43 protein-coding genes are annotated in these 25,867 nt (G+C 42.8%); 41 read left to right on the forward strand and 2 right to left on the reverse strand.

From position 1 onward, the window contains the following. The first annotated feature begins 429 nt into the window (after positions 1 to 429). From rpsJ to CVD23_RS21015, 39 genes are all read left to right on the forward strand, one after another. Positions 430 to 738, forward strand: coding sequence for a 30S ribosomal protein S10 (gene rpsJ, locus CVD23_RS20820; protein WP_009791329.1), 309 nt, complete (start codon positions 430 to 432; stop codon positions 736 to 738). A 39-nt stretch (positions 739 to 777) separates the two neighbouring features. Beyond that, positions 778 to 1,404 carry a 50S ribosomal protein L3 gene (gene rplC, locus CVD23_RS20825; RefSeq protein WP_101576211.1) on the forward strand — a complete coding sequence of 209 codons (627 nt, stop codon included), beginning with the start codon at positions 778 to 780 and terminating at the stop codon, positions 1,402 to 1,404. Positions 1,405 to 1,431: 27 nt separating this feature from the next. Beyond that, a complete protein-coding gene (gene rplD, locus CVD23_RS20830; protein WP_101576210.1) occupies positions 1,432 to 2,055 on the forward strand; it encodes a 50S ribosomal protein L4 in 624 nt (207 codons plus the stop codon). Then, on the forward strand, positions 2,055 to 2,339 hold the full coding sequence (gene rplW, locus CVD23_RS20835) for a 50S ribosomal protein L23 (protein WP_101576209.1): 285 nt from the start codon (positions 2,055 to 2,057) through the stop codon (positions 2,337 to 2,339). Before rplD ends, rplW begins: the two co-directional genes overlap by 1 nt. Before the next feature lie 30 nt (positions 2,340 to 2,369). Beyond that, entirely contained in the window at positions 2,370 to 3,200 is an 831-nt protein-coding gene (gene rplB / locus CVD23_RS20840; RefSeq protein WP_101576208.1) for a 50S ribosomal protein L2, read from the forward strand. A gap of 60 nt (positions 3,201 to 3,260) precedes the next feature. After that, entirely contained in the window at positions 3,261 to 3,539 is a 279-nt protein-coding gene (rpsS, locus tag CVD23_RS20845; RefSeq protein ID WP_101576207.1) for a 30S ribosomal protein S19, read from the forward strand. An 18-nt stretch (positions 3,540 to 3,557) separates the two neighbouring features. Then, positions 3,558 to 3,899, forward strand: coding sequence for a 50S ribosomal protein L22 (rplV, locus tag CVD23_RS20850; protein WP_101576206.1), 342 nt, complete (start codon positions 3,558 to 3,560; stop codon positions 3,897 to 3,899). Positions 3,900 to 3,902: 3 nt separating this feature from the next. After that, positions 3,903 to 4,559 (forward strand): 30S ribosomal protein S3, encoded by a 657-nt coding sequence (gene rpsC / locus CVD23_RS20855; RefSeq protein ID WP_101576205.1) that lies wholly within the window; start codon positions 3,903 to 3,905, stop codon positions 4,557 to 4,559. A gap of 1 nt (position 4,560) precedes the next feature. Continuing rightward, positions 4,561 to 4,995, forward strand: a complete 435-nt coding sequence (gene rplP / locus CVD23_RS20860) for a 50S ribosomal protein L16 (RefSeq protein ID WP_101576204.1) — start codon at positions 4,561 to 4,563, stop codon at positions 4,993 to 4,995. Continuing rightward, positions 4,985 to 5,185, forward strand: coding sequence for a 50S ribosomal protein L29 (gene rpmC, locus CVD23_RS20865; RefSeq protein WP_101576203.1), 201 nt, complete (start codon positions 4,985 to 4,987; stop codon positions 5,183 to 5,185). Before rplP ends, rpmC begins: the two co-directional genes overlap by 11 nt. A gap of 24 nt (positions 5,186 to 5,209) precedes the next feature. Next, complete coding sequence (rpsQ, locus tag CVD23_RS20870) at positions 5,210 to 5,473, forward strand: 30S ribosomal protein S17 (protein ID WP_101576202.1); 264 nt, start codon at positions 5,210 to 5,212, stop codon at positions 5,471 to 5,473. A gap of 39 nt (positions 5,474 to 5,512) precedes the next feature. Beyond that, positions 5,513 to 5,881 carry a 50S ribosomal protein L14 gene (gene rplN, locus CVD23_RS20875; protein ID WP_101576201.1) on the forward strand — a complete coding sequence of 123 codons (369 nt, stop codon included), beginning with the start codon at positions 5,513 to 5,515 and terminating at the stop codon, positions 5,879 to 5,881. Positions 5,882 to 5,915: 34 nt separating this feature from the next. After that, the gene (gene rplX / locus CVD23_RS20880; protein ID WP_101576200.1) at positions 5,916 to 6,227 is read left to right on the forward strand and encodes a 50S ribosomal protein L24; all 312 of its coding nucleotides are present in this window, start codon (positions 5,916 to 5,918) and stop codon (positions 6,225 to 6,227) included. 26 nt (positions 6,228 to 6,253) lie between these two features. Continuing rightward, positions 6,254 to 6,793: a 50S ribosomal protein L5 gene (gene rplE / locus CVD23_RS20885; protein WP_101576199.1), complete on the forward strand. Its 540-nt coding sequence runs from the start codon at positions 6,254 to 6,256 to the stop codon at positions 6,791 to 6,793. Positions 6,794 to 6,806: 13 nt separating this feature from the next. Further along, positions 6,807 to 6,992, forward strand: a complete 186-nt coding sequence (locus tag CVD23_RS20890; RefSeq protein ID WP_101576198.1) for a type Z 30S ribosomal protein S14 — start codon at positions 6,807 to 6,809, stop codon at positions 6,990 to 6,992. A gap of 29 nt (positions 6,993 to 7,021) precedes the next feature. Beyond that, a complete protein-coding gene (gene rpsH / locus CVD23_RS20895) occupies positions 7,022 to 7,420 on the forward strand; it encodes a 30S ribosomal protein S8 (protein WP_101576197.1) in 399 nt (132 codons plus the stop codon). A gap of 31 nt (positions 7,421 to 7,451) precedes the next feature. Then, a complete protein-coding gene (rplF, locus tag CVD23_RS20900) occupies positions 7,452 to 7,988 on the forward strand; it encodes a 50S ribosomal protein L6 (RefSeq protein WP_101667060.1) in 537 nt (178 codons plus the stop codon). 32 nt (positions 7,989 to 8,020) lie between these two features. Then, complete coding sequence (rplR, locus tag CVD23_RS20905; RefSeq protein WP_101576195.1) at positions 8,021 to 8,383, forward strand: 50S ribosomal protein L18; 363 nt, start codon at positions 8,021 to 8,023, stop codon at positions 8,381 to 8,383. Positions 8,384 to 8,406: 23 nt separating this feature from the next. Next, positions 8,407 to 8,907 (forward strand): 30S ribosomal protein S5, encoded by a 501-nt coding sequence (gene rpsE, locus CVD23_RS20910; protein ID WP_101576194.1) that lies wholly within the window; start codon positions 8,407 to 8,409, stop codon positions 8,905 to 8,907. Between the two features lie 13 nt (positions 8,908 to 8,920). Beyond that, positions 8,921 to 9,103, forward strand: a complete 183-nt coding sequence (gene rpmD / locus CVD23_RS20915) for a 50S ribosomal protein L30 (protein ID WP_101576193.1) — start codon at positions 8,921 to 8,923, stop codon at positions 9,101 to 9,103. Between the two features lie 34 nt (positions 9,104 to 9,137). Next, positions 9,138 to 9,578 (forward strand): 50S ribosomal protein L15, encoded by a 441-nt coding sequence (gene rplO, locus CVD23_RS20920; protein ID WP_101576192.1) that lies wholly within the window; start codon positions 9,138 to 9,140, stop codon positions 9,576 to 9,578. Then, on the forward strand, positions 9,578 to 10,873 hold the full coding sequence (secY, locus tag CVD23_RS20925; RefSeq protein ID WP_101576191.1) for a preprotein translocase subunit SecY: 1,296 nt from the start codon (positions 9,578 to 9,580) through the stop codon (positions 10,871 to 10,873). The genes rplO and secY overlap by 1 nt, the downstream gene beginning before the upstream one ends. A 56-nt stretch (positions 10,874 to 10,929) precedes the next feature. Then, positions 10,930 to 11,580, forward strand: a complete 651-nt coding sequence (locus CVD23_RS20930; RefSeq protein ID WP_101667061.1) for an adenylate kinase — start codon at positions 10,930 to 10,932, stop codon at positions 11,578 to 11,580. After that, positions 11,580 to 12,326, forward strand: a complete 747-nt coding sequence (gene map, locus CVD23_RS20935; RefSeq protein WP_101576189.1) for a type I methionyl aminopeptidase — start codon at positions 11,580 to 11,582, stop codon at positions 12,324 to 12,326. The genes CVD23_RS20930 and map overlap by 1 nt, the downstream gene beginning before the upstream one ends. Before the next feature lie 310 nt (positions 12,327 to 12,636). Then, a complete protein-coding gene (infA, locus tag CVD23_RS20940) occupies positions 12,637 to 12,855 on the forward strand; it encodes a translation initiation factor IF-1 (RefSeq protein WP_010191517.1) in 219 nt (72 codons plus the stop codon). A gap of 36 nt (positions 12,856 to 12,891) precedes the next feature. Next, a complete protein-coding gene (gene rpmJ / locus CVD23_RS20945; protein WP_000868344.1) occupies positions 12,892 to 13,005 on the forward strand; it encodes a 50S ribosomal protein L36 in 114 nt (37 codons plus the stop codon). A gap of 23 nt (positions 13,006 to 13,028) precedes the next feature. Next, positions 13,029 to 13,394, forward strand: a complete 366-nt coding sequence (rpsM, locus tag CVD23_RS20950; protein ID WP_101576188.1) for a 30S ribosomal protein S13 — start codon at positions 13,029 to 13,031, stop codon at positions 13,392 to 13,394. A gap of 21 nt (positions 13,395 to 13,415) precedes the next feature. Further along, positions 13,416 to 13,805, forward strand: coding sequence for a 30S ribosomal protein S11 (gene rpsK / locus CVD23_RS20955; protein WP_101576187.1), 390 nt, complete (start codon positions 13,416 to 13,418; stop codon positions 13,803 to 13,805). 177 nt (positions 13,806 to 13,982) lie between these two features. Beyond that, positions 13,983 to 14,927, forward strand: a complete 945-nt coding sequence (locus tag CVD23_RS20960; protein ID WP_101576255.1) for a DNA-directed RNA polymerase subunit alpha — start codon at positions 13,983 to 13,985, stop codon at positions 14,925 to 14,927. An 82-nt stretch (positions 14,928 to 15,009) separates the two neighbouring features. After that, entirely contained in the window at positions 15,010 to 15,372 is a 363-nt protein-coding gene (rplQ, locus tag CVD23_RS20965) for a 50S ribosomal protein L17 (protein ID WP_101576186.1), read from the forward strand. Between the two features lie 524 nt (positions 15,373 to 15,896). Continuing rightward, the gene (locus tag CVD23_RS20970) at positions 15,897 to 16,736 is read left to right on the forward strand and encodes an energy-coupling factor ABC transporter ATP-binding protein (RefSeq protein ID WP_101576185.1); all 840 of its coding nucleotides are present in this window, start codon (positions 15,897 to 15,899) and stop codon (positions 16,734 to 16,736) included. Next, a complete protein-coding gene (locus CVD23_RS20975) occupies positions 16,712 to 17,581 on the forward strand; it encodes an energy-coupling factor ABC transporter ATP-binding protein (protein ID WP_101576184.1) in 870 nt (289 codons plus the stop codon). The genes CVD23_RS20970 and CVD23_RS20975 overlap by 25 nt, the downstream gene beginning before the upstream one ends. Further along, positions 17,578 to 18,375: an energy-coupling factor transporter transmembrane component T family protein gene (locus CVD23_RS20980; protein WP_101667062.1), complete on the forward strand. Its 798-nt coding sequence runs from the start codon at positions 17,578 to 17,580 to the stop codon at positions 18,373 to 18,375. Before CVD23_RS20975 ends, CVD23_RS20980 begins: the two co-directional genes overlap by 4 nt. 15 nt (positions 18,376 to 18,390) lie before the next feature. Next, complete coding sequence (truA, locus tag CVD23_RS20985; protein ID WP_101667063.1) at positions 18,391 to 19,128, forward strand: tRNA pseudouridine(38-40) synthase TruA; 738 nt, start codon at positions 18,391 to 18,393, stop codon at positions 19,126 to 19,128. 171 nt (positions 19,129 to 19,299) lie between these two features. After that, positions 19,300 to 19,737 (forward strand): 50S ribosomal protein L13, encoded by a 438-nt coding sequence (gene rplM, locus CVD23_RS20990; protein ID WP_101576181.1) that lies wholly within the window; start codon positions 19,300 to 19,302, stop codon positions 19,735 to 19,737. 21 nt (positions 19,738 to 19,758) lie between these two features. Then, positions 19,759 to 20,151 (forward strand): 30S ribosomal protein S9, encoded by a 393-nt coding sequence (gene rpsI, locus CVD23_RS20995; protein WP_101576180.1) that lies wholly within the window; start codon positions 19,759 to 19,761, stop codon positions 20,149 to 20,151. A 247-nt stretch (positions 20,152 to 20,398) separates the two neighbouring features. Further along, entirely contained in the window at positions 20,399 to 20,842 is a 444-nt protein-coding gene (locus tag CVD23_RS21000) for a DUF2521 family protein (RefSeq protein ID WP_101576179.1), read from the forward strand. 71 nt (positions 20,843 to 20,913) lie between these two features. After that, a complete protein-coding gene (cwlD, locus tag CVD23_RS21005; RefSeq protein WP_101576178.1) occupies positions 20,914 to 21,636 on the forward strand; it encodes an N-acetylmuramoyl-L-alanine amidase CwlD in 723 nt (240 codons plus the stop codon). 160 nt (positions 21,637 to 21,796) lie between these two features. Continuing rightward, the gene (locus CVD23_RS21015; protein ID WP_101576176.1) at positions 21,797 to 22,852 is read left to right on the forward strand and encodes an Mrp/NBP35 family ATP-binding protein; all 1,056 of its coding nucleotides are present in this window, start codon (positions 21,797 to 21,799) and stop codon (positions 22,850 to 22,852) included. A gap of 66 nt (positions 22,853 to 22,918) precedes the next feature. Here the strand turns inward: CVD23_RS21015 and gerD are convergent, their stop codons facing one another. After that, positions 22,919 to 23,554 (reverse strand): spore germination lipoprotein GerD, encoded by a 636-nt coding sequence (gene gerD / locus CVD23_RS21020; RefSeq protein WP_101667064.1) that lies wholly within the window; start codon positions 23,552 to 23,554, stop codon positions 22,919 to 22,921. A 144-nt stretch (positions 23,555 to 23,698) separates the two neighbouring features. Between gerD and CVD23_RS21025 the strand changes: the two genes are divergently transcribed. Beyond that, complete coding sequence (locus CVD23_RS21025; RefSeq protein WP_101667067.1) at positions 23,699 to 24,331, forward strand: KinB-signaling pathway activation protein; 633 nt, start codon at positions 23,699 to 23,701, stop codon at positions 24,329 to 24,331. 19 nt (positions 24,332 to 24,350) lie between these two features. On the opposite strand, the gene pdaB is transcribed toward CVD23_RS21025, so the two are convergent. Then, complete coding sequence (gene pdaB / locus CVD23_RS21030) at positions 24,351 to 25,103, reverse strand: polysaccharide deacetylase family sporulation protein PdaB (protein WP_101667065.1); 753 nt, start codon at positions 25,101 to 25,103, stop codon at positions 24,351 to 24,353. Positions 25,104 to 25,242: 139 nt separating this feature from the next. Here pdaB and CVD23_RS21035 point away from each other — a divergent pair, with 139 nt between their 5' ends. Beyond that, complete coding sequence (locus CVD23_RS21035) at positions 25,243 to 25,470, forward strand: hypothetical protein (RefSeq protein ID WP_101667066.1); 228 nt, start codon at positions 25,243 to 25,245, stop codon at positions 25,468 to 25,470. The last annotated feature ends 397 nt before the right edge of the window (positions 25,471 to 25,867 follow it).

Consider the following 25,867-nt stretch of genomic DNA (forward strand, 5'->3'; position numbering starts at 1 on the left):
GTGGAACACCCTGAAACCCGAGGACAAGAAGACAATATCTAATTCCTGTTTTCTACTCTACAACTAGAATGTATCCACTATATTTGCAACACGTAAAAAATATTATTTTACCGTTTCCCTTAAATCATCCTGGAAATTTCAGCGGGATTTTTACATTGCAGAATCTCCATATCAGGAAAAATTATTGGAAACAAGGAATCTCTTGAAAAGAGGTACGGACATCGCTATAATAAAAAAGTGTGTGAAACATAAAGAATTCAAAGAACAGCTTGCGTTTGCTTTATGATTTCTGTATAATAGACAATGTTGGTCTTTGACTGCGATGATGTGGAAGGTTGCTGACACACCCGGCCGCTTTGCCATGGCGAGTGTGTGGGAAATTTCCACGGAGAATGTCTATTTTAAAATAGGCGAAAAGGAGGGAAAGTAATGGCAAAACAAAAGATTCGTATCCGTTTAAAAGCGTATGATCACAGGATTCTTGATCAATCCGCAGAGAAAATTGTTGAAACAGCGAAACGTTCCGGTGCAGCAGTATCAGGTCCGATCCCGCTTCCGACAGAAAAGTCAATCTACACTATTCTTCGTGCGGTGCATAAGTACAAGGATTCTCGTGAGCAGTTTGAAATGCGCACACACAAACGTCTAATCGACATCATTAACCCAACACCACAAACTGTTGACTCATTAATGCGTTTAGACTTGCCATCAGGCGTAGATATCGAAATTAAACTTTAATGAAATAAACCACACAATTATTTAGGAGGTGTGACTGAAATGACCAAAGGAATCTTAGGAAGAAAGATTGGTATGACTCAAGTGTTTGCTGAAAACGGGGACCTTATTCCGGTAACAGTTGTTGAAGCGGGAGCGAACGTTATTCTTCAAAAGAAATCAGTTGAAACTGACGGCTATGAAGCGGTTCAACTAGGTTTTGAAGACAAGCGCGAAAAGCTTTCCAACAAACCTGAAAAAGGACATGTTGCAAAAGCGAATACTGCTCCTAAGCGCTTCGTTCGTGAATTACGCGGAGTTAACTTAGCAGAGTATGAAGTTGGTCAAGAAGTCAAAGTTGATATTTTTGCAGAAGGCGATACAGTTGATGTAACTGGTATCTCAAAAGGTAAAGGTTTCCAGGGTTCAATTAAGCGCCATGGACAATCTCGCGGACCAATGGCACACGGATCTCGTTATCACCGTCGCCCTGGTTCAATGGGACCTGTTGCTCCAAACCGTGTATTCAAAGGTAAAGCATTACCTGGACGTATGGGCGGAGAGCAAATCACTGTACAAAACCTTGAAATCGTTAAGGTTGACGCTGAGCGCAACTTGCTTTTAGTGAAAGGTAACGTACCTGGAGCCAGAAAAGCATTGCTTAAGATCAAAACTGCGGTAAAAGCATAATATCTTCACAGGAAAGGAGGAAACAAAATGCCTAAAGTAGCATTATACAGCCAAGACGGATCACAAGTTGGTGAAATCGAGCTTAATGAATCTGTATTTGGCATCGAGCCTAATAACCATGTGTTGTTTGAAGCTGTGATCATGCAAAGAGCATCATTGCGTCAAGGAACTCATAAAACTAAAATTCGTTCTGAAGTAGCCGGCGGCGGACGCAAGCCATGGCGCCAAAAAGGAACTGGACGTGCACGTCAAGGATCGATCCGTTCTCCACAATGGCGCGGCGGTGGTACTGTATTTGGACCTGTTCCACGCAGCTACAGCTACAAACTACCGAAAAAAGTACGTCGTTTAGCGATTAAATCTGCACTATCTTCTAAAGTGATAGATGAAAATATCCTAGTATTAGAAAACCTTGCTTTCGAAGCACCAAAAACAAAAGACTTCAAAGGACTCCTTAAAGGTCTTTCAGTTGAATCAAAAGCGCTTATCGTTACAGCTGACCTCGATGAGAACGTAGCATTATCTGCTCGCAACATCCCTGGTGTAACTGTTGTAACTGCTTCTGGAATCAACGTTTTAGATGTTTTGAATCATGATAAGTTAATCATGACGAAAGCAGCGGTTGAAAAAGTAGAGGAGGTGCTTGCATAATGGATGCACGAGAAATCATTAAGCGCCCCGTAATCACTGAAGCTTCTTCTGATGCCATGGCTGAGAAGAAATACACATTCGAAGTCGATGTTAGAGCGAACAAAACCCAAGTTAAAGACGCTGTTCAAGAAATCTTTGATGTGAAAGTTGAGAAAGTCAACATCATGAACTACAAAGGTAAATTCAAGCGCATGGGTAAATTTGGCGGCTATACAAACAAACGTCGCAAAGCTATTGTGAAACTAACTGAAGACAGCAAAGAAATTGAAATTTTTGAGGCTTAATATTTTTAACTAGAAGAGGAGGGAAATAAAATGGCGATTAAAAAGTACAAACCTACCTCCAACGGTCGTCGCGGCATGACTAGTTCTGATTTCGCTGAAATCACAACTGACAAACCGGAAAAATCCTTGCTTGCTCCTTTAACAAGAAAAGGCGGCCGCAACAACCAGGGTAAGTTAACTGTTCGTCATCAAGGTGGCGGCCATAAGCGTCAATACCGTCTAATCGACTTTAAGCGCGATAAAGATGGCATTCCAGGACGCGTTGCCACTATTGAGTATGATCCAAACCGTTCCGCAAACATTGCATTGATTAACTATGTAGATGGAGAAAAACGTTACATCCTAGCTCCTAAAAACCTCGAAGTAGGTTTAGAGGTTATGTCAGGTCCTGAAGCTGACATTAAAGTAGGAAACGCTCTTCCGCTATCAAACATTCCTGTGGGTACAGTTATCCACAATATCGAGTTAAAGCCTGGTAAAGGCGGACAATTGGTACGTTCAGCTGGAACAAGCGCGCAGGTGCTTGGTAAAGAAGGCAAATACGTATTGGTTCGTTTAAACTCAGGTGAGGTTCGCATGATTCTTGCTACTTGCCGCGCTTCAATCGGCCAGGTGGGCAACGAGCAGCACGAACTAATCAACATTGGTAAAGCAGGTCGTTCACGCTGGTTAGGCAAGCGCCCGACAGTTCGTGGATCTGTAATGAACCCTAACGATCACCCACACGGTGGTGGTGAAGGACGCGCCCCTATCGGACGTAAATCACCAATGTCTCCATGGGGCAAACCAACCCTTGGATTCAAAACACGCAAGAAAAAGAACAAATCAGATAAATTTATCGTACGTCGCCGTAAAAAATAACGGGATTGAACTACGGTTCACACATAGAGCCGTAGCACAATCACGAAGGGAGGTTCACCCATGGGTCGCAGCTTAAAAAAAGGACCTTTTGTTGATGAGCATTTAATTAACAAGATCGAAAAGTTAAATGAGACTGAAGGCAAGCAAGTTGTAAAAACTTGGTCTCGCCGTTCTACGATCTTCCCGCAATTCATCGGACACACTGTTGCTGTTTATGACGGTCGCAAACATGTGCCTGTATACATCACTGAAGACATGGTAGGTCACAAGCTTGGAGAATTCGCTCCATCTCGTACTTATAAAGGCCATGCAAGTGACGATAAGAAAACAAGACGTTAATGAGAGGAGGGCATTCAGATGCAAGCAAAAGCTGTTGCAAGAACAGTTCGTATTGCTCCTCGTAAAGCTCGTTTAGTCGTAGATTTAATTCGAGGAAAGCAAGTGGGAGAAGCGGTTGCAATTTTAAACCACACTCCAAAAGCTGCTTCACTGATCGTTGAAAAGGTATTAAAATCAGCTGCTGCCAACGCAGAGCATAACTATGAACTGGATATAAACAACCTGATCGTAGAACAAGCTTATGTAGACGAAGGACCAACATTGAAACGTTTCCGTCCTCGTGCAATGGGCCGTGCAAGCGCAATTAACAAACGCACTAGTCATATCACTATCGTTTTATCAGAAAAGAAGGAGGGATAATCAGTGGGTCAAAAAGTAAATCCAGTCGGTTTGCGTATCGGAATCATCCGTGATTGGGAATCCAAGTGGTACGCTGGAAAAGACTATGCGGATCTATTACACGAAGACATCAAAGTTCGCGAATATATCACTAAGCGTTTAAGTGATGCTTCTGTTTCTAAAATAGAAATCGAACGTGCTGCCAATCGTTTAAATATCACTATCCACACTGCTAAGCCAGGTATGGTTATTGGTAAAGGCGGTACAGAAGTTGAAGCACTTCGTAAAGCTCTAAACTCACTTACAGGCAAACGTGTACACATCAACATTCTCGAAATTAAAAGAGCAGATATTGATGCTAAATTAGTTGCTGAAAACATTGCTCGTCAATTAGAAAACCGTGTTTCATTCCGCCGTGCGCAAAAGCAAGCGATCCAACGTGCAATGCGTGCCGGTGCAAAAGGAATCAAAACAATGGTTTCTGGTCGTTTAGGCGGAGCGGACATCGCTCGTTCTGAACACTATAGCGAAGGAACAGTTCCACTTCATACTCTTCGTGCTGACATCGACTATGCTACAGCTGAAGCTGATACCACTTATGGTAAGCTTGGCGTAAAAGTATGGATCTATCGTGGAGAAGTCCTTCCTACCAAGAAGAAGACTGAGGAAGGAGGCAAATAATATGTTAATGCCAAAACGCGTTAAATATCGTCGTGATCATCGCGGGAAAATGCGCGGACGCGCGAAAGGCGGAGCAGAAGTAACATTTGGTGAATTTGGTTTGCAGGCTACAGAAGCTAGCTGGATTACAAACCGCCAAATCGAAGCTGCTCGTATTGCCATGACTCGTTACATGAAACGTGGCGGTAAAGTTTGGATTAAAATCTTCCCTCATAAACCATTTACTGCAAAGCCTCTTGAAGTCCGGATGGGTTCAGGTAAAGGTGCTCCTGAAGGATGGGTAGCTGTTGTTAAGCCAGGGAAAATAATGTTTGAAATTGCCGGTGTACCTGAAGAGGTCGCTCGCGAAGCATTGCGTCTTGCGGCACACAAGCTTCCAATTAAGTGCAAGTTTGTGAAACGAGAAGAAATTGGTGGTGAATCAAATGAAAGCTAATGAAATTCGTGACCTAACCACTGCTGAAATAGAACAAAAAGTTAAATCATTGAAAGAAGAGCTTTTCAACCTTCGCTTTCAATTGGCGACTGGACAACTTGAAAACACTGCTCGCATTCGTGAAGTACGTAAATCGATTGCCCGCATGAAAACAGTTATTGGTCAAAGAGAAATTGGCCTTAGCAAGTAGAAAACCTGAGAGGAGGTTCGCACAATGAGTGAACGCAACCAACGCAAAGTTTACACAGGGCGCGTTGTTTCAGACAAGATGGATAAAACCGTATCTGTTCTTGTTGAAACACATAAAAAGCATTCTTTATACGGTAAACGCGTTAAATACTCTAAGAAATTCAAAGCTCATGATGAGCAAAATGAAGCGAAAATTGGCGATGTAGTCCGTATTATGGAAACTCGTCCACTTTCTGCAACTAAGCGCTTCCGCTTAATAGAAATAGTAGAAAAAGCCGTAATTATTTAATTGTTCGGAGTATGTTGATTCCGAAGGGAGGTTACACTCATGATTCAACAAGAAACACGTTTGAAAGTTGCTGACAACTCTGGTGCTCGTGAAGTCCTAACGATTAAAGTTCTTGGTGGTTCTGGCCGCAAGACTGCTAATATTGGTGACGTGATCGTTTGTACAGTCAAACAAGCAACACCAGGTGGCGTTGTTAAAAAAGGTGACGTTGTTAAGGCGGTTATCGTCCGTACAAAGAGCGGGGTTCGTCGTAAAGATGGCACATACATTCGTTTTGATGAAAACGCATGTGTAATTATCCGTGATGATAAAGGCCCTCGTGGGACTCGTATCTTCGGACCGGTTGCTCGTGAACTGCGCGACAACAACTTTATGAAAATTGTATCACTAGCTCCAGAAGTACTATAATTTAAATTTCAATGCCTTTAAGGAGGTGCGACAGATGCATGTGAAAAAAGGTGACAAAGTTATGGTCATCTCAGGCAAAGATAAAGGCAAAACAGGAACTATCCTGGCAGCTTTTCCAAAGCAAAGCCGAGTACTTGTAGAAGGAATTAATGTTGTGAAGAAGCACTCAAAACCTTCTCAAGTCAATCCGCAAGGCGGAATTATCAGCCTGGAGGCACCTATTCATGTATCAAACGTAATGCCTATCGATCCTAAATCCGGAGAACCAACCCGTGTTGGATTCAAAGAGGTTGACGGCAAAAAAGTCCGCATTGCGAAAAAATCTGGTGAATTTTTAGATAAATAGTTTATTAAGAAGGGAGGTACAATGAAGTGAACCGCCTAAAAGAAAAATTTTCTAAAGAAATAACTCCTGCTCTGATGAGCAAGTTCAACTATACATCTGTAATGGAAGTACCGAAGCTTGAAAAAATTGTAATCAACATGGGTGTTGGTGATGCTGTTGCGAACGCAAAAGCACTGGACAACGCTGTTGAAGAGCTTGCAACAATCACAGGTCAAAAACCGGTTGTTACTCGTGCGAAAAAGTCAATCGCTGGTTTCCGCCTTCGTGAAGGCATGCCAATCGGCGCGAAAGTAACTCTTCGCGGTGAGCGCATGTATGAGTTTCTTGACAAGTTGGTATCTGTATCTCTTCCGCGTGTACGTGACTTCCGCGGGGTTTCCAAAAAGTCATTTGATGGCCGTGGAAACTACACTCTTGGTGTGAAAGAGCAGTTAATCTTCCCTGAAATTGATTATGATAAAGTAAGCAAAGTACGTGGTATGGATATCGTTCTTGTTACTACGGCTAACACTGATGAAGAAGCTCGTGAGCTTTTAACTCAATTCGGAATGCCATTCCAAAAATAAGGGAGGCGAAAACGTGGCTAAAAAGTCAATGATTGTGAAACAAAAACGCACGCATAAACACAAAGTACAAGAGTACACACGCTGCGAACGTTGCGGACGTCCACACTCTGTATACCGTAAATTTAAGCTTTGCCGTATCTGTTTCCGTGAATTAGCATACAAGGGACAAATTCCTGGTGTCAAAAAAGCTAGCTGGTAAAACCCAAGTCTGGGAAGGAGGTAAAAACAATGGTCATGACAGATCCAATTGCAGATTTGCTTACACGTATTCGTAATGCGAATATGGTACGTCACGAAAAATTAGAAGTACCTGCTTCTAACATCAAAAAAGAAATCGCTGAGATTTTGAAGCGTGAAGGCTTCGTTCGTGATGTAGAGTTTATCGAAGACAACAAACAAGGTATCATCCGTATCTTCTTAAAGTACGGTGCAAGCAACGAGCGTGTTATCACTGGTTTAAAACGTATCAGCAAGCCTGGACTTCGCGTATACGCAAAATCAACCGAAGTCCCCCGCGTACTGAACGGTCTTGGTATCGCACTTGTTTCAACTTCTCAAGGTGTTTTAACTGACAAAGAAGCTCGCGCTAAGCAAGTTGGCGGCGAAGTATTAGCATACGTTTGGTAATACAGTTTCTGAAAGAATGGAGGTGCAATAAATGTCTCGCGTAGGTAAAAAACCAATTGATATTCCAACTGGTGTTACAGTCACTGCTGATAACGGCACTGTGACAGTTAAGGGTCCTAAAGGCGATCTTACTCGCTCTTTTAATCCTGAGATTGAAATTAAAGTCGAAGAGAATGTAATCAACATTTCTCGTCCATCTGATATGAAAGAACATCGCGCATTGCACGGAACTACTCGCGCAGTTATCGCAAATATGGTGGAAGGTGTATCCAAAGGCTTCGAAAGAAACCTTGAGTTAATCGGTGTTGGTTATCGTGCTCAAAAGCAAGGTAAAAAACTAGTATTAAACGTAGGATATTCTCATCCGGTTGAAATTGAACCAGAAGAAGGCATTGAAATCGATGTTCCTGCAAATACAAAAGTCATAATTAAGGGTACTGACAAAGAACGCGTTGGTGCGTTGGCTGCCAATATCCGCCAGGTTCGTCCTCCAGAGCCGTACAAAGGCAAAGGAATTCGTTATGAAGGCGAATATGTGCGTCGTAAAGAAGGTAAAACTGGTAAGTAATGCCGCATAGGTAAACGAAAGGAGTGACGTTAATGATTACGAAGCTTGATAAAAACGCCGTTCGCTTGAAAAGACATGCTCGTGTCCGTTCAAAGCTTAGCGGTACTGAAGCTCGTCCTCGTTTAAATGTGTTCCGTTCAAATAAACACATTTATGCGCAACTAATTGACGATGTTAATGGAGTTACTTTAGCAAGTGCCTCTACAATGGACAAAGAAGTTTCTTTAGAGACTACCGCTAATGTTGAAGCTGCTCAAAAGGTCGGAGAATTAATTGCAAAACGTGCAGTGGAAAAAGGCGTTAAATCTGTAGTATTTGATCGTGGAGGCTATCTGTACCATGGACGTGTTCAGGCATTGGCAGATGCAGCCCGCGAAAACGGCTTAGAATTTTAATAACAAAGGAGGGACACAAAAAGATGCGTCGTATTGATCCAAACAAACTTGAACTTGAAGAGCGCGTAGTTACAGTTAATCGTGTAGCGAAAGTTGTTAAAGGCGGACGTCGTTTCCGTTTCTCTGCTCTTGTAGTAGTTGGCGACAAAAACGGTCACGTTGGGTTCGGAACTGGTAAAGCGCAAGAAGTGCCAGATGCTATTCGCAAGGCAATTGAAGATGCTAAGAAAAACTTAATCGAAGTGCCTATGGTTGGAGGAACTACTCCTCACCTTGTAATCGGCCGCTTTGGCGCTGGTGAAATCCTGATCAAACCTGCTTCTGCCGGTACAGGAATCATCGCTGGTGGTCCGGTTCGTGCGGTACTTGAATTAGCTGGTGTAGCTGATATCCTATCCAAATCATTAGGAACTAACACTCCAATCAACATGGTTCGTGCAACGATTGACGGATTAAAACAATTAAAACGTGCTGAAGACGTAGCGAAGCTGCGTGGTAAATCAGTAGAAGAACTGTTAGGATAAGGAGGGAAACCAAATGGCTAACAAATTGCAAATTACCCTCACTCGCAGCGTGATTGGTCGCCCGCAGGACCAACGCGAAACAGTTAAAGCTTTAGGATTACGGAAAATGCACCAAACAGTTGAGCAGCAAGATAACGCCGCTATCCGCGGCATGATCAATAAAGTTGCTCACCTTGTGACGGTTAAAGAACAATAAATCCATTCTTCTTTGAATAAGGAGGTGCCAAACAATGAAACTTCATGAATTAAACCCTGCAGAAGGTTCTCGTCAAGAACGTAAACGTAAAGGTCGCGGTATTGGTTCTGGTAACGGCAAAACTGCCGGTAGAGGTCATAAAGGTCAAAACGCCCGTTCCGGCGGCGGTGTTCGTCCCGGCTTTGAGGGTGGTCAAACACCTCTTTTCCAACGCTTGCCTAAACGTGGATTCACGAATATCCACCGTACAGAATATGCAGTCGTGAACCTTGAGACGCTTAACCGCTTTGAAGACGGTACTGAAGTTACTCCAGAACTTCTGATCGAAACCGGTGTAGTAAGCAACGAGAAAGCAGGAATTAAGATTCTTGCAAAAGGAAATGTTGAGAAAAAGCTTACAGTTAAAGCTCATAAATTCTCCTCTGCTGCTAAGGAAGCGATTGAAGCTGCCGGCGGTCAAACTGAGGTGATCTAATGTTTCAGACAATCTCCAATTTTATGCGCGTGGGTGAAATAAGACGAAAGATCATATTCACCCTTTTAATGTTGATTGTTTTTCGCATCGGTGCATTTATACCTGTACCGAATGTGAATGCTGATATTTTAAAAGCACAAGATGAACTTAATGTTTTTGGCGTGCTAAACACATTTGGAGGCGGAGCGTTATTTAACTTCTCAATTCTTGCGATGGGAATCATGCCGTATATTACAGCCTCGATTATCGTTCAGCTTTTACAGATGGATGTCGTGCCCAAGTTTACGGAATGGTCAAAGCAAGGGGAGGTTGGACGCCGTAAATTAGCCCAGTTTACCCGCTATTTTACGATTGTGCTTGGTTTAATCCAGGCTGTTGGTATGTCTTATGGTTTCAATACGATGGCTAACGGCTTGTTAATTGAAAACCCCGGCGTGACAACTTATCTGCTGATTGCGATTGTTCTTACCGCTGGTACTGCATTCTTAATGTGGCTCGGCGAACAAATCACAGCAAAAGGTGTCGGCAACGGCATTTCAATTATCATTTTTGCAGGTATTGTTGCCGGAATTCCGACAGCGGTCAATCAAATTTACGCGCAGCAGTTTGAGAATGCAGGCGAAGAATTATTTCTTCGGATTGTGACCGCATTGTTGATTGTTCTTGCTGTCATCGCGATTATTGTTGGAACGATTTTTATTCAACAAGCATTGCGTAAAATCCCGATTCAGTATGCGAAAAGGATGGCAGCGGCAGGCCGTCAGACAGGTGGCCAATCAACGCATCTACCGTTAAAAGTAAATGCAGCGGGCGTTATCCCGGTCATTTTCGCGGTCTCTTTTGTTGTTACTCCGCCGACGATTTCTTCGTTTTTCGGCTCGAATGATGTAACCAGATGGATCCAAGATACGTTTGATTACACAAGTCCGATCGGGATGAGCCTATATGTGGCATTGATTATCGCCTTTGCATATTTTTATGCCTTCATACAGGTGAATCCTGAGCAGGTTGCTGAAAACCTTAAAAAGCAAGGCGGTTATATTCCTGGAATACGTCCTGGAAAAAGCACTCAAGAGTACTTGACCGGGGTTTTATATCGGTTGACATTAGTCGGTTCGATTTTCCTAGCGCTTATTGCTGTTCTGCCGGTATTCTTTACCCAATTTGCCGGACTGCCTCAATCTGCTCAAATTGGTGGAACGAGCTTGCTTATCGTTGTAGGGGTTGCCTTAGAGACGATGAAGCAGCTTGAAGCTCAGCTTGTAAAGCGCCATTACAAAGGCTTTATTAAATAATTTGGTTTTGGGGACTTTTGTTCCCTAAAGCCTATTAGAGACTGAGGGGGATACTGATGAATCTAGTTTTAATGGGGCTTCCGGGTGCAGGAAAAGGCACGCAAGCCGAAAAAATTGTTGCCAAATACGACATCCCTCATATCTCAACAGGAGATATGTTCCGTTCAGCCATCAAAGATGGAACGGAGCTGGGTTTAAAAGCAAAATCATTTATGGATAAAGGCGAGCTTGTTCCCGATCAGGTAACAATCGGCATTGTCCGTGAACGATTAAGCAAGGATGACTGTAAAAAAGGTTTCTTATTAGATGGGTTTCCAAGAACAGTAGCTCAAGCGGAAGCGCTTGAGGATATACTATCAGGCTTGGGAATGAAAATAGATTACGTCATCAATATTGATGTCGATCAAGCCATTCTAATGGAACGTTTAACGGGTCGGCGCATCTGTAAAAACTGTGGTGCTACCTATCACCTTGTTTTTAATCCTCCTGCTGTCGAGAATGTGTGTGATCGCTGTGGCGGTGAATTGTATCAGCGCGCAGATGATAATTCAGAAACAGTTAAAAATCGCCTGGATGTAAACATTCAACAATCCAAGCCTTTATTAGACTTTTATGAGACAAAAGGCTATTTACGCAACATCGATGGTCAGCAGGATATCGATTTAGTTTTTGCTGATATTGATAAGTTGCTTGGAGGCTTAAAGTAATGATTATTTGTAAAACTCCCCGTGAAATAGAGATCATGAAGGAAGCTGGACGGATAGTGGCACTAACCCACCAGGAACTGAAAAAATATATTGTTCCCGGCGTAACAACGAAAGAGTTGGATGCAATTGCCGACCGGTTTATCCGTGCGTCTAATGCTTATCCTTCTTTTAAAGGGTACAACGGATTTAGTGGCAGTATTTGCACTTCTGTTAATAATGAGCTTGTTCACGGGATACCAGGTAGCCGTGTCCTCAACGAGGGCGACATAATCAGCATTGATATCGGTGCGAAGTTTAACGGGTATCATGGTGACTCAGCCTGGACCTACCCTGTTGGAAAAATAGATGAAGAAACGGTGCGTCTATTGGACGTAACCGAAGCTTCTCTCTATGAAGGTCTGAAGGAAGCTAAACCAGGCGAACGTCTATCAAACATCTCCCATGCGATCCAAACGCATGCTGAAACAAACGGTTTTTCCATTGTGCGTGAGTATGTCGGTCACGGAATCGGGCAAGACTTACATGAGGACCCGCAAATTCCTCATTACGGTCCGCCGAATAAAGGACCGCGCTTACGGCCTGGCATGGTACTTGCTGTTGAACCGATGGTGAATGCAGGCAGTCGATATGTAAAGACATTAGCGGACGATTGGACAGTGGTTACAGTAGATGGAAAGATGTGTGCACATTTTGAGCATACGATTGCGATTACTGAAGCTGGCTATGAGATTTTAACAAAAGTCTAGATCCAATTGCCTGGAAATGTGCGATTCGCAGTTTTGGATAGGATTCCGATAAAAATGCGGGCGTATAATCATTCAATATGCTATAATTATAAGGTTGGAAAATGAAAGGTTGAACGATTTATTCATCTCAGCATAAGCTATCATTTATGCTGAAGCAAAATGAGGATCACAACCATTTTCTGCTAAAAAATTGTGCATCACCAAATATATTCACAGCAGGAAGCTGCAGGCTGTAAAAGATGAAAACCACGCGTTGCTCTGCAAAACTTTTGGAAGAATACGTGTTGAAAGAAGAAGGGAGACGAGTTCGATGGCTAAAGATGATGTAATCGAAGTAGAAGGCACCGTTATTGAAACTTTGCCTAATGCCATGTTTAAGGTAGAATTAGAAAATGGTCATACTGTGTTGGCTCATGTCTCGGGCAAAATCCGCATGCACTTTATTCGTATTTTACCGGGTGATAAAGTAACTGTTGAGCTTTCTCCATATGACTTAACACGCGGAAGAATTACGTACCGCTTTAAATAATCTGATGCACTCCGTACTATCAAGGAGGTTAGAATAATGAAAGTTAGACCATCTGTTAAGCCGATCTGCGAAAAATGTAAAGTTATTCGTCGACGCGGCAAAGTTATGGTTATCTGCGAAAACCCTAAACATAAACAAAAACAAGGCTAATATAGAAGGAGGTGCTTGTATAGATGGCACGTATTGCTGGAGTGGATATCCCACGTGAAAAGCGTGTAGTTATCTCTTTAACTTACATTTTTGGTATCGGTAAAAACACTGCACAAAAGGTTTTAGCTGAAGCTGGTGTTTCTGAAGACACTCGTGTTCGTGACTTAACGGAAGAAGAGTTAAATAAAATCCGTGAAAATATTGATAAATTAAAGGTAGAAGGTGACCTTCGCCGTGAAGTTTCCCTTAATATTAAGCGTTTAATGGAAATTGGAAGCTATCGTGGGTTACGTCACCGCCGTGGTTTGCCCGTTCGCGGACAAAATACGAAAAACAATGCTCGTACGCGTAAAGGTCCTCGTAAGACTGTAGCGAACAAGAAGAAATAATCGGTAAAGGAGGTACTATTAATGGCTCGTAAAACTAATACACGCAAACGCCGTGTGAAAAAGAATATTGAAGCAGGCGTTGCACATATTCGTTCAACTTTCAATAACACAATCGTAACCATTACTGACGTACATGGTAACGCGATTTCTTGGTCAAGTGCCGGAGCTCTTGGCTTTAAAGGTTCTCGTAAGTCTACTCCTTTTGCTGCTCAAATGGCGGCAGAAACTGCGGCGAAAGCTTCTCAAGAACATGGCATGAAAACTCTTGAAGTAACAGTTAAAGGACCTGGTGCAGGCCGTGAAGCTGCGATCCGTGCTCTTCAAGCTGCTGGTCTTGAAGTAACAGCAATCAGAGACGTAACTCCAGTTCCTCATAATGGATGCCGTCCACCAAAACGCCGCCGAGTATAATTTTTCTGTATAGATTTTGTATCCCTGTCTATAATGGGATATGATACAATTTTTTTATGTTCGTACAGAAACATTAACTCCAGTTGTTGTGCACAAACGGGAACGTAGACATGGGGGAAGTTTCGGTAGGGAAAATCCAGCCGGGGTTCCGACGTTTTGAAGGAGGGTATATATTTGATGATCGAAATAGAAAAACCAAAAATCGAAACGGTTGAGATCAACGATGATGCCAAGTACGGGAAGTTCGTTGTGGAACCACTTGAGCGTGGATATGGTACAACTTTGGGTAACTCCTTACGTCGTATCCTATTATCCTCACTCCCGGGTGCCGCTGTCACATCGATTCAAATCGATGGAGTGCTACATGAATTTTCAACAATTGAAGGCGTCGTGGAAGATGTTACATCTATCATACTAAACATTAAAAAACTAGCACTGAAAATCTATTCTGATGAAGAAAAGACGCTTGAGATCGACGTTCAAGGCGAGGGAAACGTAACTGCAGCTGAGATTACGCATGACAGTGATATTGAGATTCTGAATCCTGATCTTCACATTGCTACCCTTGGATCGAACGGTCACCTGCGCATGCGTTTAACGGCTAGAAGAGGCCGTGGATATACCCCAGCTGATCAGAACAAGAGAGAAGATCAGCCTATCGGCGTTATTCCTATTGACTCTATCTATACACCAGTTTCACGCGTTCAATATCAGGTAGAAAATACACGTGTTGGCCAAATGACAAACTATGATAAGTTGACATTTGATGTTTGGACAGATGGAAGCACAGGTCCCAAAGAGGCGATTGCTCTTGGGGCGAAAATTTTGACCGAGCATTTAAACATCTTTGTTGGTTTAACTGACGAAGCACAAAATGCTGAGATTATGGTTGAAAAAGAAGAAGACCAAAAAGAAAAAGTTCTGGAAATGACCATTGAGGAGCTTGATCTTTCGGTTCGTTCATATAATTGCTTAAAGCGTGCCGGCATCAATACCGTTCAGGAATTAGCCAACAAAACGGAAGAAGATATGATGAAAGTACGTAATTTAGGACGCAAATCTCTTGAAGAAGTAAAGCACAAACTAGAAGAGCTTGGACTAGGCTTGCGTAAAGATGACTGACTAGTTAACAATGTGTTTAACTAGGCATTTTTGCTGTTAGCTTCTGATTATGATAAGACTTCAACAAAGGAGGGAAACTCTCATGGGATACAGAAAGTTAGGACGCACAAGCGCACAGCGTAAAGCTATGTTACGTGACTTAGCTACAGACTTAATCATCAATGAGCGCATTGAAACAACTGAAACTCGTGCGAAAGAGCTTCGTTCAGTTGTAGAAAAAATGATCACTCTAGGAAAGCGTGGAGACTTACATGCACGCCGCCAGGCAGCTGCTTTCATTCGCAATGAAATAGCAGATGCTGAAACAAACCAGGATGCACTGCAAAAACTATTTGCTGACGTTGCTCCACGCTATGGAGAGCGCCAGGGTGGATATACTCGCATCATGAAACTAGGCCCTCGCCGCGGAGACGGTGCGCCAATGGTTATCATTGAGCTAGTTTAATATTGCACATTTAACAAGGGCGGCGGACAGTTTTAAAGAACTTGTTCTATGCCCTTTTTTTAAAAATTAGAAAAGCACAGGAATAAGCTGGTGTTAGTTCCAAAGAAGCTTATGCTTTTCTTATAAAAATCTCCAGCAAAGCCAAAATAGAGCGTTATAATGAGCAGGAGTGACATTTAGGCCGGGCTTTCAGGCATATCAGATGCGCAAGTAAAGCTATACCGGATGTAAATGTCATATGCCGCCTTTATACTGAAGGCGAAATGCATTCTGCAAGCAAGTTTTGTTTGGAAACAAGCTGAAAACCTGCGGACACAAGCTAAAACCCGCTTGTTCCTATTGCTGTCCTGTCTCGTCTAGCTCATGCACCTCCCCCTATTCCTTTTGGAATATCGTGGCCAACGCGAAAAGTCTTTTCGCCCGGGGAGAGGTGCAGGCTTTTTTTATATTTTCAGCAATTTGTTCCGATTGTTTAAGCAAAAAGAGATGAGTGAAGCTTTTCGGAGATGAGAGGAGGAGCAGTGATGGAAAAGCCGCTGATTGTGTTGGAAAATGTATCTTTCCAATATGAAGGGCAACAGGAATTGGCACTTAACGATGTCTCATTTACATTATTTGAAGGTGAATGGCTGGCGATTGTCGGGCATAACGGCTCTGGAAAATCAACGCTGGCAAAGCTGTTGAACGGACTTCAATTCCCGAAACAAGGAACGATTGAAGTTTGTGGCATGGAGCTCACTGAGGAAACAGTCTGGGACATCCGTAAACAGCTTGGAATGGTTTTCCAGAATCCTGATAATCAATTTGTTGGAACAACAGTTCAGGATGATGTGGCTTTTGGTTTAGAAAACCATGGGATCGAAAGAGATGTGATGGTTAAACGTGTTCAAGAAGCATTAGAAAGAGTCAAGATGGCACCATTTCTTGATCAAGAGCCGCACCATCTGTCGGGGGGACAAAAACAACGCGTTGCGATTGCCGGAATCCTGGCACTGCGGCCGGCGATTATTCTTCTCGATGAAGCAACCTCAATGCTTGATCCGCGCGGACGGGAAGAAGTATTGAATACTGTGCGACAATTGAAAAACGAAAAGCATTTGACCGTTATTTCAATTACCCATGATCTTGAAGAAGCCGCAAAAGCAGACCGGATTTTAGTAATGAACAAAGGACAAATACATCGGGAAGGCACACCTGAAGATATATTTGAACTTGACGAGGAATTAATCGATCTTGGCCTTGATATTCCATTTCCGGTGAAGGTCAGCAAAGCATTGCGGAATAAGGGTATTCCTGTGCCGAAACAATTTCTATCCGAAGAAGAGTTGGTGACTGAGCTATGGACATCTCGCTACAGCAAGTAGAATACTCATACCAGGCAAATACCCCTTTTGAGCGGCTGGCGATCAAGGATGTCAACCTGGATATCCCTTCAGGCTTATATATGGCGATCATTGGCCATACAGGCTCAGGGAAATCGACAATCCTCCAACATTTAAATGCCCTGTTAAAACCGACAAAAGGGAAAGTCTTAATCGGGGATAGGGAAATTACAGCTGATAAAAAAGAAAAAAATCTGCGCCCGATTCGCCAGAAGGTAGGCATTGTCTTTCAATTCCCCGAGCATCAACTGTTTGAGGAAACGGTCGAAAAGGATATCTGCTTCGGGCCATTGAACTTTGGCGTGCCGGAACATGAGGCAAAAAAGCGGGCCCGCGAAACGATTAAACAGGTGGGGCTGTCGGAGGATATCCTCGAAAAGTCGCCATTTGACCTATCAGGCGGGCAGATGAGGCGAGTCGCGATTGCCGGAGTTTTAGCGATGGACCCCGAAGTCATTGTTCTCGACGAACCGACGGCCGGACTGGATCCGCGAGGACGAAGAGAAATTATGGAGATGTTTTACAGGCTGCATCAGGAAAGAGGCCTGACAACGATACTAGTCACTCACAGCATGGAAGATGCCGCACGCTATGCTGACGAAATTGTGATTATGAACGACGGGAAAGTATTCAAAAAGGGGACGCCGGAAACGATTTTCTCGAACCCTGCTGAACTGATTAATCTTGGCCTTGATGTTCCGGAGGTGGTCCGGTTTCAGCATAAAATAGAAGAAGTTTTCCAGATGAAATTTGCTAAAACATACCTTTCAATGGAGCAATTAACGGATGAAATTGCGCATTTTTGGAAGGGGGAGACACCGAAATGATGGAAAAAATGATTTTCGGCCGTTATGTCCCTGCCGAATCTGCGATTCATCGCATGGATCCCCGCTCCAAAATATTGATTGTCTTTTTGTTTGTCTGTATTGTTTTCATCGCCAATAATTTTTTAACTTACGCCATTCTTGCTGCCTATACGGTTTTTATGGTCGCAATGTCAAAAATACCGGTTCGCTTCCTTTATGGAGGGTTAAAACCTGTTCTCTGGCTTGTTCTTTTTACGCTTATGCTCCATGTTTTTTTAACAAAAGAAGGACAGCTCCTGTTTGAACTTGGGCCAATTAAAATATATGAAGAAGGCTTAAGGCAGGGGGTATTCATTTCATTGCGTTTCTTCCTGCTGATTTTGATTACCTCGTTGCTGACGCTGACGACAACACCAATCGAAATTACCGACGGATTGGAAAGCCTATTAAACCCGCTAAACAAGATAAAGTTTCCGGTTCATGAATTAGCACTTATGATGTCCATTTCCCTGCGGTTTATTCCGACTCTAATGCAGGAAACAGATAAAATAATGAAAGCCCAAACGGCAAGAGGAGTCGATTTTACAGGCGGTCCAATCAAGGACCGGATCAAGGCGATTGTCCCGCTGTTAATCCCGCTGTTTGTCAGTTCGTTCAAGCGGGCGGAAGAATTGGCAGTAGCGATGGAAGCGCGTGGTTACCGCGGCGGTGAAGGACGGACGAGATACCGGCAGCTAAGATGGACAGGCCTTGACACGGCGATGATTGCTCTCCTTCTCGCTATCACTGTGCTGCTTAGTATATATCGATCATAATGGAGCTGCTGCAAAATGCAACGTTATCAATGTACCCTTTCATATGATGGATCGCAGTTTTCCGGTTACCAGGTTCAGCCCAATGCTCGAACGGTTCAGAAAGAATTGGAAACTGCGCTCGCAAAACTGCATAAAGGAAATTCAGTGCCTGTCACCGCATCCGGCCGGACCGATGCGGGCGTGCATGCGAAGGGTCAGGTCATTCACTTTGATTCTCCTTTGCACATTCCTGTTTCAAAATGGGAGCTGGCTTTAAATACTTTGCTTCCGGGAGACATTGCTGTCAACAGGATTGAAAAGGCAGTGGCGGGCTTCCATGCGAGATTCGATACAGTCGGCAAGGAATATCGTTATTTCGTGCATTTATCAGCGCGGCGGGATCCATTTAAGCGTAATTATGCCTATCAGTTTTCTTATCCAATCGACTATGTAGCGATGAAAGAAGCTTTGAAATTTTTTATCGGGAGCCATGATTTTACTTCGTTCTGTTCCGCGAAGACGACGATCGAAGACAGAGTCAGGACGATTAAGGAAATTGAGTTTTTTGAAGAAGGAGATCTGCTCGTATTCCGCCTGGTTGGGAACGGATTTTTGTATAATATGGTCCGCATCATTGTCGGTACTTTGTTGGAAATTGGCTCAGGAGAACGAAGCCCGTATCAGATTCCGGAAATCCTTGAAAAACGGGACCGCACACTTGCCGGAAAGACAATCCCGGGACATGGCTTGTATTTATGGAAAGTCTTCTATTGAGGAAGCACAAAAACGTCCATGACAACTAATCCTGGTGTTGACAAATTGGAAACAACAAGGTATTATATCATATGGTATGTATTTTAGCCCCACGATAAGCCCCGGAAAGTGAATCGTGCTTGAAAATATATGAAACCAATAATGTAATTGATTTTATTAGGAGGGTAAATCATGCGTACAACGTTTATGGCAAATGCCAATAATATCGAGCGTAAATGGTACGTAATTGATGCTGAAGGCCAAACTTTGGGCCGTCTTGCTAGTGAAGTAGCATCAATTCTACGTGGAAAAAACAAACCAACTTTTACACCACATGTTGACACTGGTGATCATGTAATCATCATAAATGCTTCAAAAATCGAGTTAACTGGTAAAAAACTTACTGACAAAATCTACTACCGTCACACAATGCATCCAGGTGGACTAAAACAAAGAACGGCTCTTGAAATGCGTACAAATTACCCTGAGAAAATGCTGGAACTTGCAATTAAAGGCATGCTTCCAAAGAATTCTCTTGGCCGTCAAATGTTTAAAAAGCTGAACGTATATGCTGGCAGCGAGCATCCGCATCAAGCACAACAACCGGAAGTTTACGAACTTCGCGGATAATTTTAAAGGGAGGTTATTAATATGGCACAAGTTCAATATATTGGTACTGGCCGTCGTAAGAGCTCCGTTGCTCGTGTACGTTTAGTGCCTGGTGATGGACAAATCATCATCAACGATCGTGATATCCAGGAATACATTCCATTCGCAGCTTTACGTGAGGTTGTTCAGCAGCCGCTAGTAGCAACTGAAACAGTTGGCAGCTACAACATCATCGTTAACGTAAACGGCGGCGGCTACACTGGCCAAGCTGGCGCTATCCGCCACGGTATCGCTCGTGCGCTACTGCAAGCTGATCCAGAATACCGTCCAACATTAAAGCGCGCAGGACTATTAACTCGTGACGCACGTATGAAAGAACGTAAAAAATACGGTCTTAAAGGTGCCCGTCGTGCTCCTCAGTTCTCAAAGCGTTAATTATATCTGTTACAAGCCTCGAATCCTACTTGGATTTGGGGTTTTTTCATTTCTTATTGTTAAACCAAATGTGATTTTGATTCATGAATTTTCGGGTTACGCCATGTTTTTGCTTTAATCGAAAATTATCTGCTGAAGTCAATAGATCTTCATAAATTTAACCAAAAAAACTGGAAGAGGAAAGGCTGCTCGGGCCTGCATGTCTCGTCTTTTCAGGATGAACAATATCTTCAAGGGGTGAAATATCTTGAACGTCATTACTTCCTTTAAAGAAAAGAAACATGCTAAACAGATGAAATATGAACGCTCATTACTGCGTGAAATATCGGTCAACTTATTGAAGAAAAAGGTGCAACAATATTTTGGATCGTCGAGGTTTGTTACGGGATTGCTGATGAACGCCGGCCTTGAGGAAGCTTTATATGATGTCGCGATCGAATCATATTTGCTGGGCGCAAACTTTAGTAAATTCGGCTACTACGGTGAAGGGATCGAAGTGGCGCGGAAAAGGTGTACAGAAGAAGAACAGCATTTAACGGACACGCTTTACCATTTCCTACTGTTTTGGGGGAAGGGTGAAGAAGGCGTGTATGATGAAACATTATTATCGATGTGTGAGCAATATGTAGAAACATGGTGGAAAGAGGGTTATTTAAAAGGAGAGCGGCGCTTTAAACTGCGTCTCCATTAATACCGTTCTAAAATCGCTCCCTGTCCCATATATTCAGTGGTAAAGGGACGAGCAGGAGAGTGATTTGGACGATGAAAAAAAAGCTTAGAATGGGCATATTCATGGCAGGACTTCTCGTATTGTTTTTGATATGGCAATACGATTTTATAGAAAACAGTTCATGGAAATCTTGGAATCTGCCCCTGTCCGGGAAAATTATTTTACTTGATCCAGGTCATGGCGGCCCCGATGGCGGTGCAGGTACTAAACAAGTGCTCGAAAAAGACATCGCTTTAAAAGTCTCATTAAAAATCAGGGAATACCTGCAGGAGCAGGGAGCATTAGTAATCTTGACAAGGGAGACCGATACAGACCTTGCAGACAAAGGAACGAGAGGCTACAGTCGGCGAAAAGTTGAGGATTTGAAAAAAAGGCTGGAGATGATCAATGAATCGGAAGCCGATTTTTATGCGAGCATCCACTTAAATGCAATTCCTTCCTCACGCTGGAGCGGTGCACAAACATTTTATTCGCCAAAAATAAAAGAAAATAAGAAAGCTGCCAAATTTATTCAAGATGAGCTGAAGCGCAACCTGGAAAATACGGACAGGAGAGCAAAGCCACTAAGCAATGTGTATATATTAAAGCATGCAAAAAAACCGGGTGTCCTCGTTGAGATTGGTTTTCTTTCGAATCCGGGCGAAAGAGCAAAGCTGCAAAAGGACGCCTATCAGGAAAAAGTGGCAGCATCGATCTATGAAGGGATTTTGCGGTATTATGCAAATGAAAGCGAATTGCAAGACGAGGAATGGTAAGGAAGGCGAAATTTATTCAGCCTTCTTTATTGTTTTATGGCCGATTTTATTTTACAATTTGGAAAAACTGCTTGTTCCAGATGTGATTGAGTTAACAGCCAGATGGCAGGTTTGTGTTATACTTCTATTGAAAACGAATACAAAAGGCGGGTGTTTATGAATGATCACAGAAGGAAAAGTTCGGGAAGCGTTATCGGGTTTAAAGGAACCTTTTTTACATAAATCGCTTGGAGAGCTCAATGCGATTCAAGAGATTAAAATTAAGGAAGAAAAAGACCATGTCAGTGTAAAGATTGCGATTGCGAAAACTGGCACTGCAGAGCAGCTTCAGCTTCAGCAGCAAGTTGTTGCGGTTTTAAAAGAGGCTGGTGCCGAGTCTGTTGGGATTCGTTTTGCAGAGCTTCCAGAAGAGGTGCTGGCTCAGTTCCGTTCTGAAGTGCCTGCTGAGGAAGCAGGCCTGCTTTCACCGGCAAGCAGTACAACCTTTATTGCGGTTGCGAGCGGAAAAGGCGGAGTCGGAAAATCTACGGTTTCAGTTAATTTAGCTGTGTCGCTGGCCCGGCTTGGCAAAAAAGTTGGATTGATTGATGCAGACATTTACGGATTCAGTGTTCCGGATATGATGGGGATCACAAAGCGCCCTGTTGTTAGGGGCGAACGAATTTTGCCTGTAGAACGATTTGGCGTTAAGGTGATCTCAATGGGTTTCTTTGTTGAAGACAATGCGCCGATTATTTGGCGCGGGCCGATGCTTGGAAAAATGCTGAATAGCTTCTTTAACGAAGTTGAGTGGGGCGAAGTCGATTATATTCTTCTTGACCTTCCGCCTGGTACAGGGGATGTAGCGCTTGATGTACATACGATGCTGCCGGCCTGCAAAGAAATCATCGTGACAACTCCGCATCCAACCGCGGCATTCGTGGCCGCGCGGGCAGGGGCGATGGCATTAAGGACAGAACATGAAATCCTTGGTGTTATTGAAAACATGTCCTATTTTGAAAGCAAAACGGGCGATAAGGAATATGTATTTGGCGAGGGCGGTGGCGAAAAGCTGGCAGACGAACTGCAGACAAAGCTGCTCGGACAGCTTCCTCTATCACAGCCGGATTGGAATGAAGAGGATTTTTCCCCATCCGTTTATCAGGAGGATCACAAATTGGGAGTTATTTATCGGCAAATTGCAGAAAATGTTATCACCAGTTTAGAAAGAAAATAAAACAAGGCTGGCGTTCCGTTGCGGAAAGGCCAGCCTTTATTTGCTTACAACATGCTTATAAAACCATTAAGCGCCACCGCCACCACCACCACCGCTCTGGTTTCCACTGCTGCCCTGATCACCGCCACCGCCGCCACCCTGGTCTTGCTTACCTCCTTGCGGTTTATTTGCTGCTTTTAAAAGTATGTCCTGGATTCTAGCCTGATACAAAGGACTTTCAAATGTTTCGGCAACTACGGTTTGAAGATGAGTCCGATAATCATTGCTTTTCAAAATATCGGTGACATCGCTTTGCAACGCCGGGTCTTTCAGTATTTCCACCATCATTGCGCGGTATTCCGGGTCCTTCATTAAATTTTTTAGTAGTTTCTCGTTTTCCTTTTGCATGCTTTTGGCCATGCTTTCCGCAAACTTAGGATCGTCAAACGATTTTTGCAAAAATTGTGTTCCTTTATCTGATGTTAATGTAGTTTGGATCGTATCAGAAACCGTTGCTTGTTCCATGACAAGATTTTGCTTCATTCCATCACTTGTCATAACCTCTTCAATTGCTTTTCTTCCATCATCTGTGTGTAATATATCGACAACCATTTTCTTCGTTTCTTCATAATCAACTTGACCGCCGCCTGACTCATTTTGCGCACAGCCTGAAATTAGACCTATTACAAGAAAAGGCAGGAGCAGATGATAAGTTCGATTCATATTTAAGCTCCTTTCGTATTACTATCCATGCTTTTATGATGAGAAAAACTCAGAAAAATTATTCGTTTAAGACTGAATACCTAGATTTTTCAAGGCTCAGTTTGGTACAATCAGGAGTGAATTGAATTGTATGGGGGAAAGCTTGTGACTAGCCGTAACTTGGTCAGGTTATTTATGTCCACGCTGTTAATCGGCGGGATTACAACTGGAATTGTTGGGTTTATTGTTCGTTGGAGTGAATTCAAACCCACATTCGTTGATTTTGATCTAATTGAAATTTTATCGATATTATTTTGGTTAGTTGGCGTTGGCTTGATTTTCAGTATCATCAGTCAGATGGGTTTTTTTGCGTACTTAACGATACACCGCTTCGGTTTGGGAATATTTAAAGCGCTTTGGGCGCCGGTGCAAGTGGTTTTAATTGCATTCGTTTTGTTTGACCTTGTTTATTTTCGATATCAGGCTTTTGGAGAAGGAACAAGCGTGCTTCCTTATGTGATAGTAGCAGTCTTTATTCTGGCCGTCGGATTAGTAGTGGCAAATAGGAAGGCAAGACAAACTAATAAAGCTGCTTTTATCCCGGCTTTATTTTTCATGACAGTCGTTACTGTGGTTGAATGGGTTCCGGCCTTGCGAGTGAATGAAGAAGGCTGGCTCTATTTAATGCTTTTCCCGCTGTTAGTATGTAATGCGTATCAATTGCTGATTCTTCATAAGCTGAACGAAAGTTCGGAGCTGCGCAGGCAAGAAATTCAGAAAAAGCCGTCCAAATCATAAGTGGACGGCTTTTATCATGTTATTTGATCTCTTTCGATTCGGCCTCTCCATTCATGATCATTTCGGAGACACTGACAAGCTTCAGGTTTTTTTGCCTAATATCTGCGAGGACAAGCGGCAGTGCTTCAGCTGTTTGCTTAGCAGAGTCGGAGGCGTGTAATAGAATGATGTCGCCCTTTTTGGCGTTTGAGACATTTTGTCGAATTAATTCAATCCCGGGATTTTGCCAATCATTTGAGTTTATACTCCAGTGAACAACTGTAAGCCCGAGCCGATCAGCGATTTTTAATGTTTTTTGATCAAAGTGTCCGGTTGGGGGTCTGGTTAATTTGATGTTTTTAACATTTAGCTTTTTAAAAGCCTCCCTGGCAAGGATAAGATCCTTTCTGATTTCGGCTTCTTCTAAATCGGTATAATCCTTATAGGCATATCCGAGCATCCCGATTTCAAACCCTTCTTTAACGATGCGGCTGACTAAATCCGGATGTCTTTCTGCCCAGGAACCGGAAAGGAAAAAAGTCGCAGCTTTAATATTTTCCCTTTGTAAAGTATCGAGAATTGGCTCGGCCTTCTCATCACCCCACCCGATGTTAAAGGTCAATGCAATATCCTTTTCCCCTTTGAAAACAGCCTTTGGTCCGTCCTTCCCTGAAAAAGCAGGAATTTGAACAATCGATTCCATATACAAAAACCAGGCAGTGAAAAAAGCAGCAAAAACGATGAGCATAAACTGTTTTACAGACTTTCCATTCAAGACAAAAAAGAAATTCATATCCTTCACCTCGTCCAATGCACTCCTTGTCTCCATCCTATGCGCGGAAAAAATGAATATGATCAAAAACTGTGTTTATAAAATAGGAGATATTCGAAAAGACTACAAGAACAGAAGTAGCCAGAAAGGAAGTGTCGGGATGCTTGGAATGATCATAAACGAAAAAGAACACAAGGAGCTGCAATATTTATTGAAGAGAGAAATGGATGAGATTATATTTGATCGGAATGATGAACGGATTGAACCACTGATAAAGCGGGCGATGCAGGAGCGCTATCATTTGTTATTTAATTTATTTAAGCGAATCGCTGATCCGTATGAATGCATGAAATACATGCCGACGAAAAACAGAATTAAAAAGGTATGAAATTTAACGTATGCAATTTACGGTATGAAATTTAATCTGATTTTCTTTAATAAGGTGTTGACTTTGTTTTTGTATCCTGGTATATTAATAAACGTCGCTGCCTGCGGGTTGATCGAAACCCAGTAGTGGCGAAGGTAGTTTCTTGAAAAAAGTTATTGACATCAATTGGCCTGCATGTTATATTAATAAGGTCGCTTCTGAACGAAAAAACAAGATTTAAGCAGTTTTTTCGCCGGTATCGACTTTATAGTTTCTTGTGAAAAACAAGAATATATTGCAGATCATATTTGATGAAAACACCAGTATTGCTCTTTGAAAACTGAACAAGCAAGCAAAAACGTCAACGTTAAGTTTATTTTTATTTAAGAGCTAATCTTACTCTTTTTTGGAGAGTTTG

The sequence above is a fragment of the Bacillus sp. V33-4 genome (genome assembly GCF_002860225.1).
GTDB classification, from domain to species: Bacteria; Bacillota; Bacilli; order Bacillales; family Cytobacillaceae; genus Bacillus_BJ; species Bacillus_BJ canaveralius.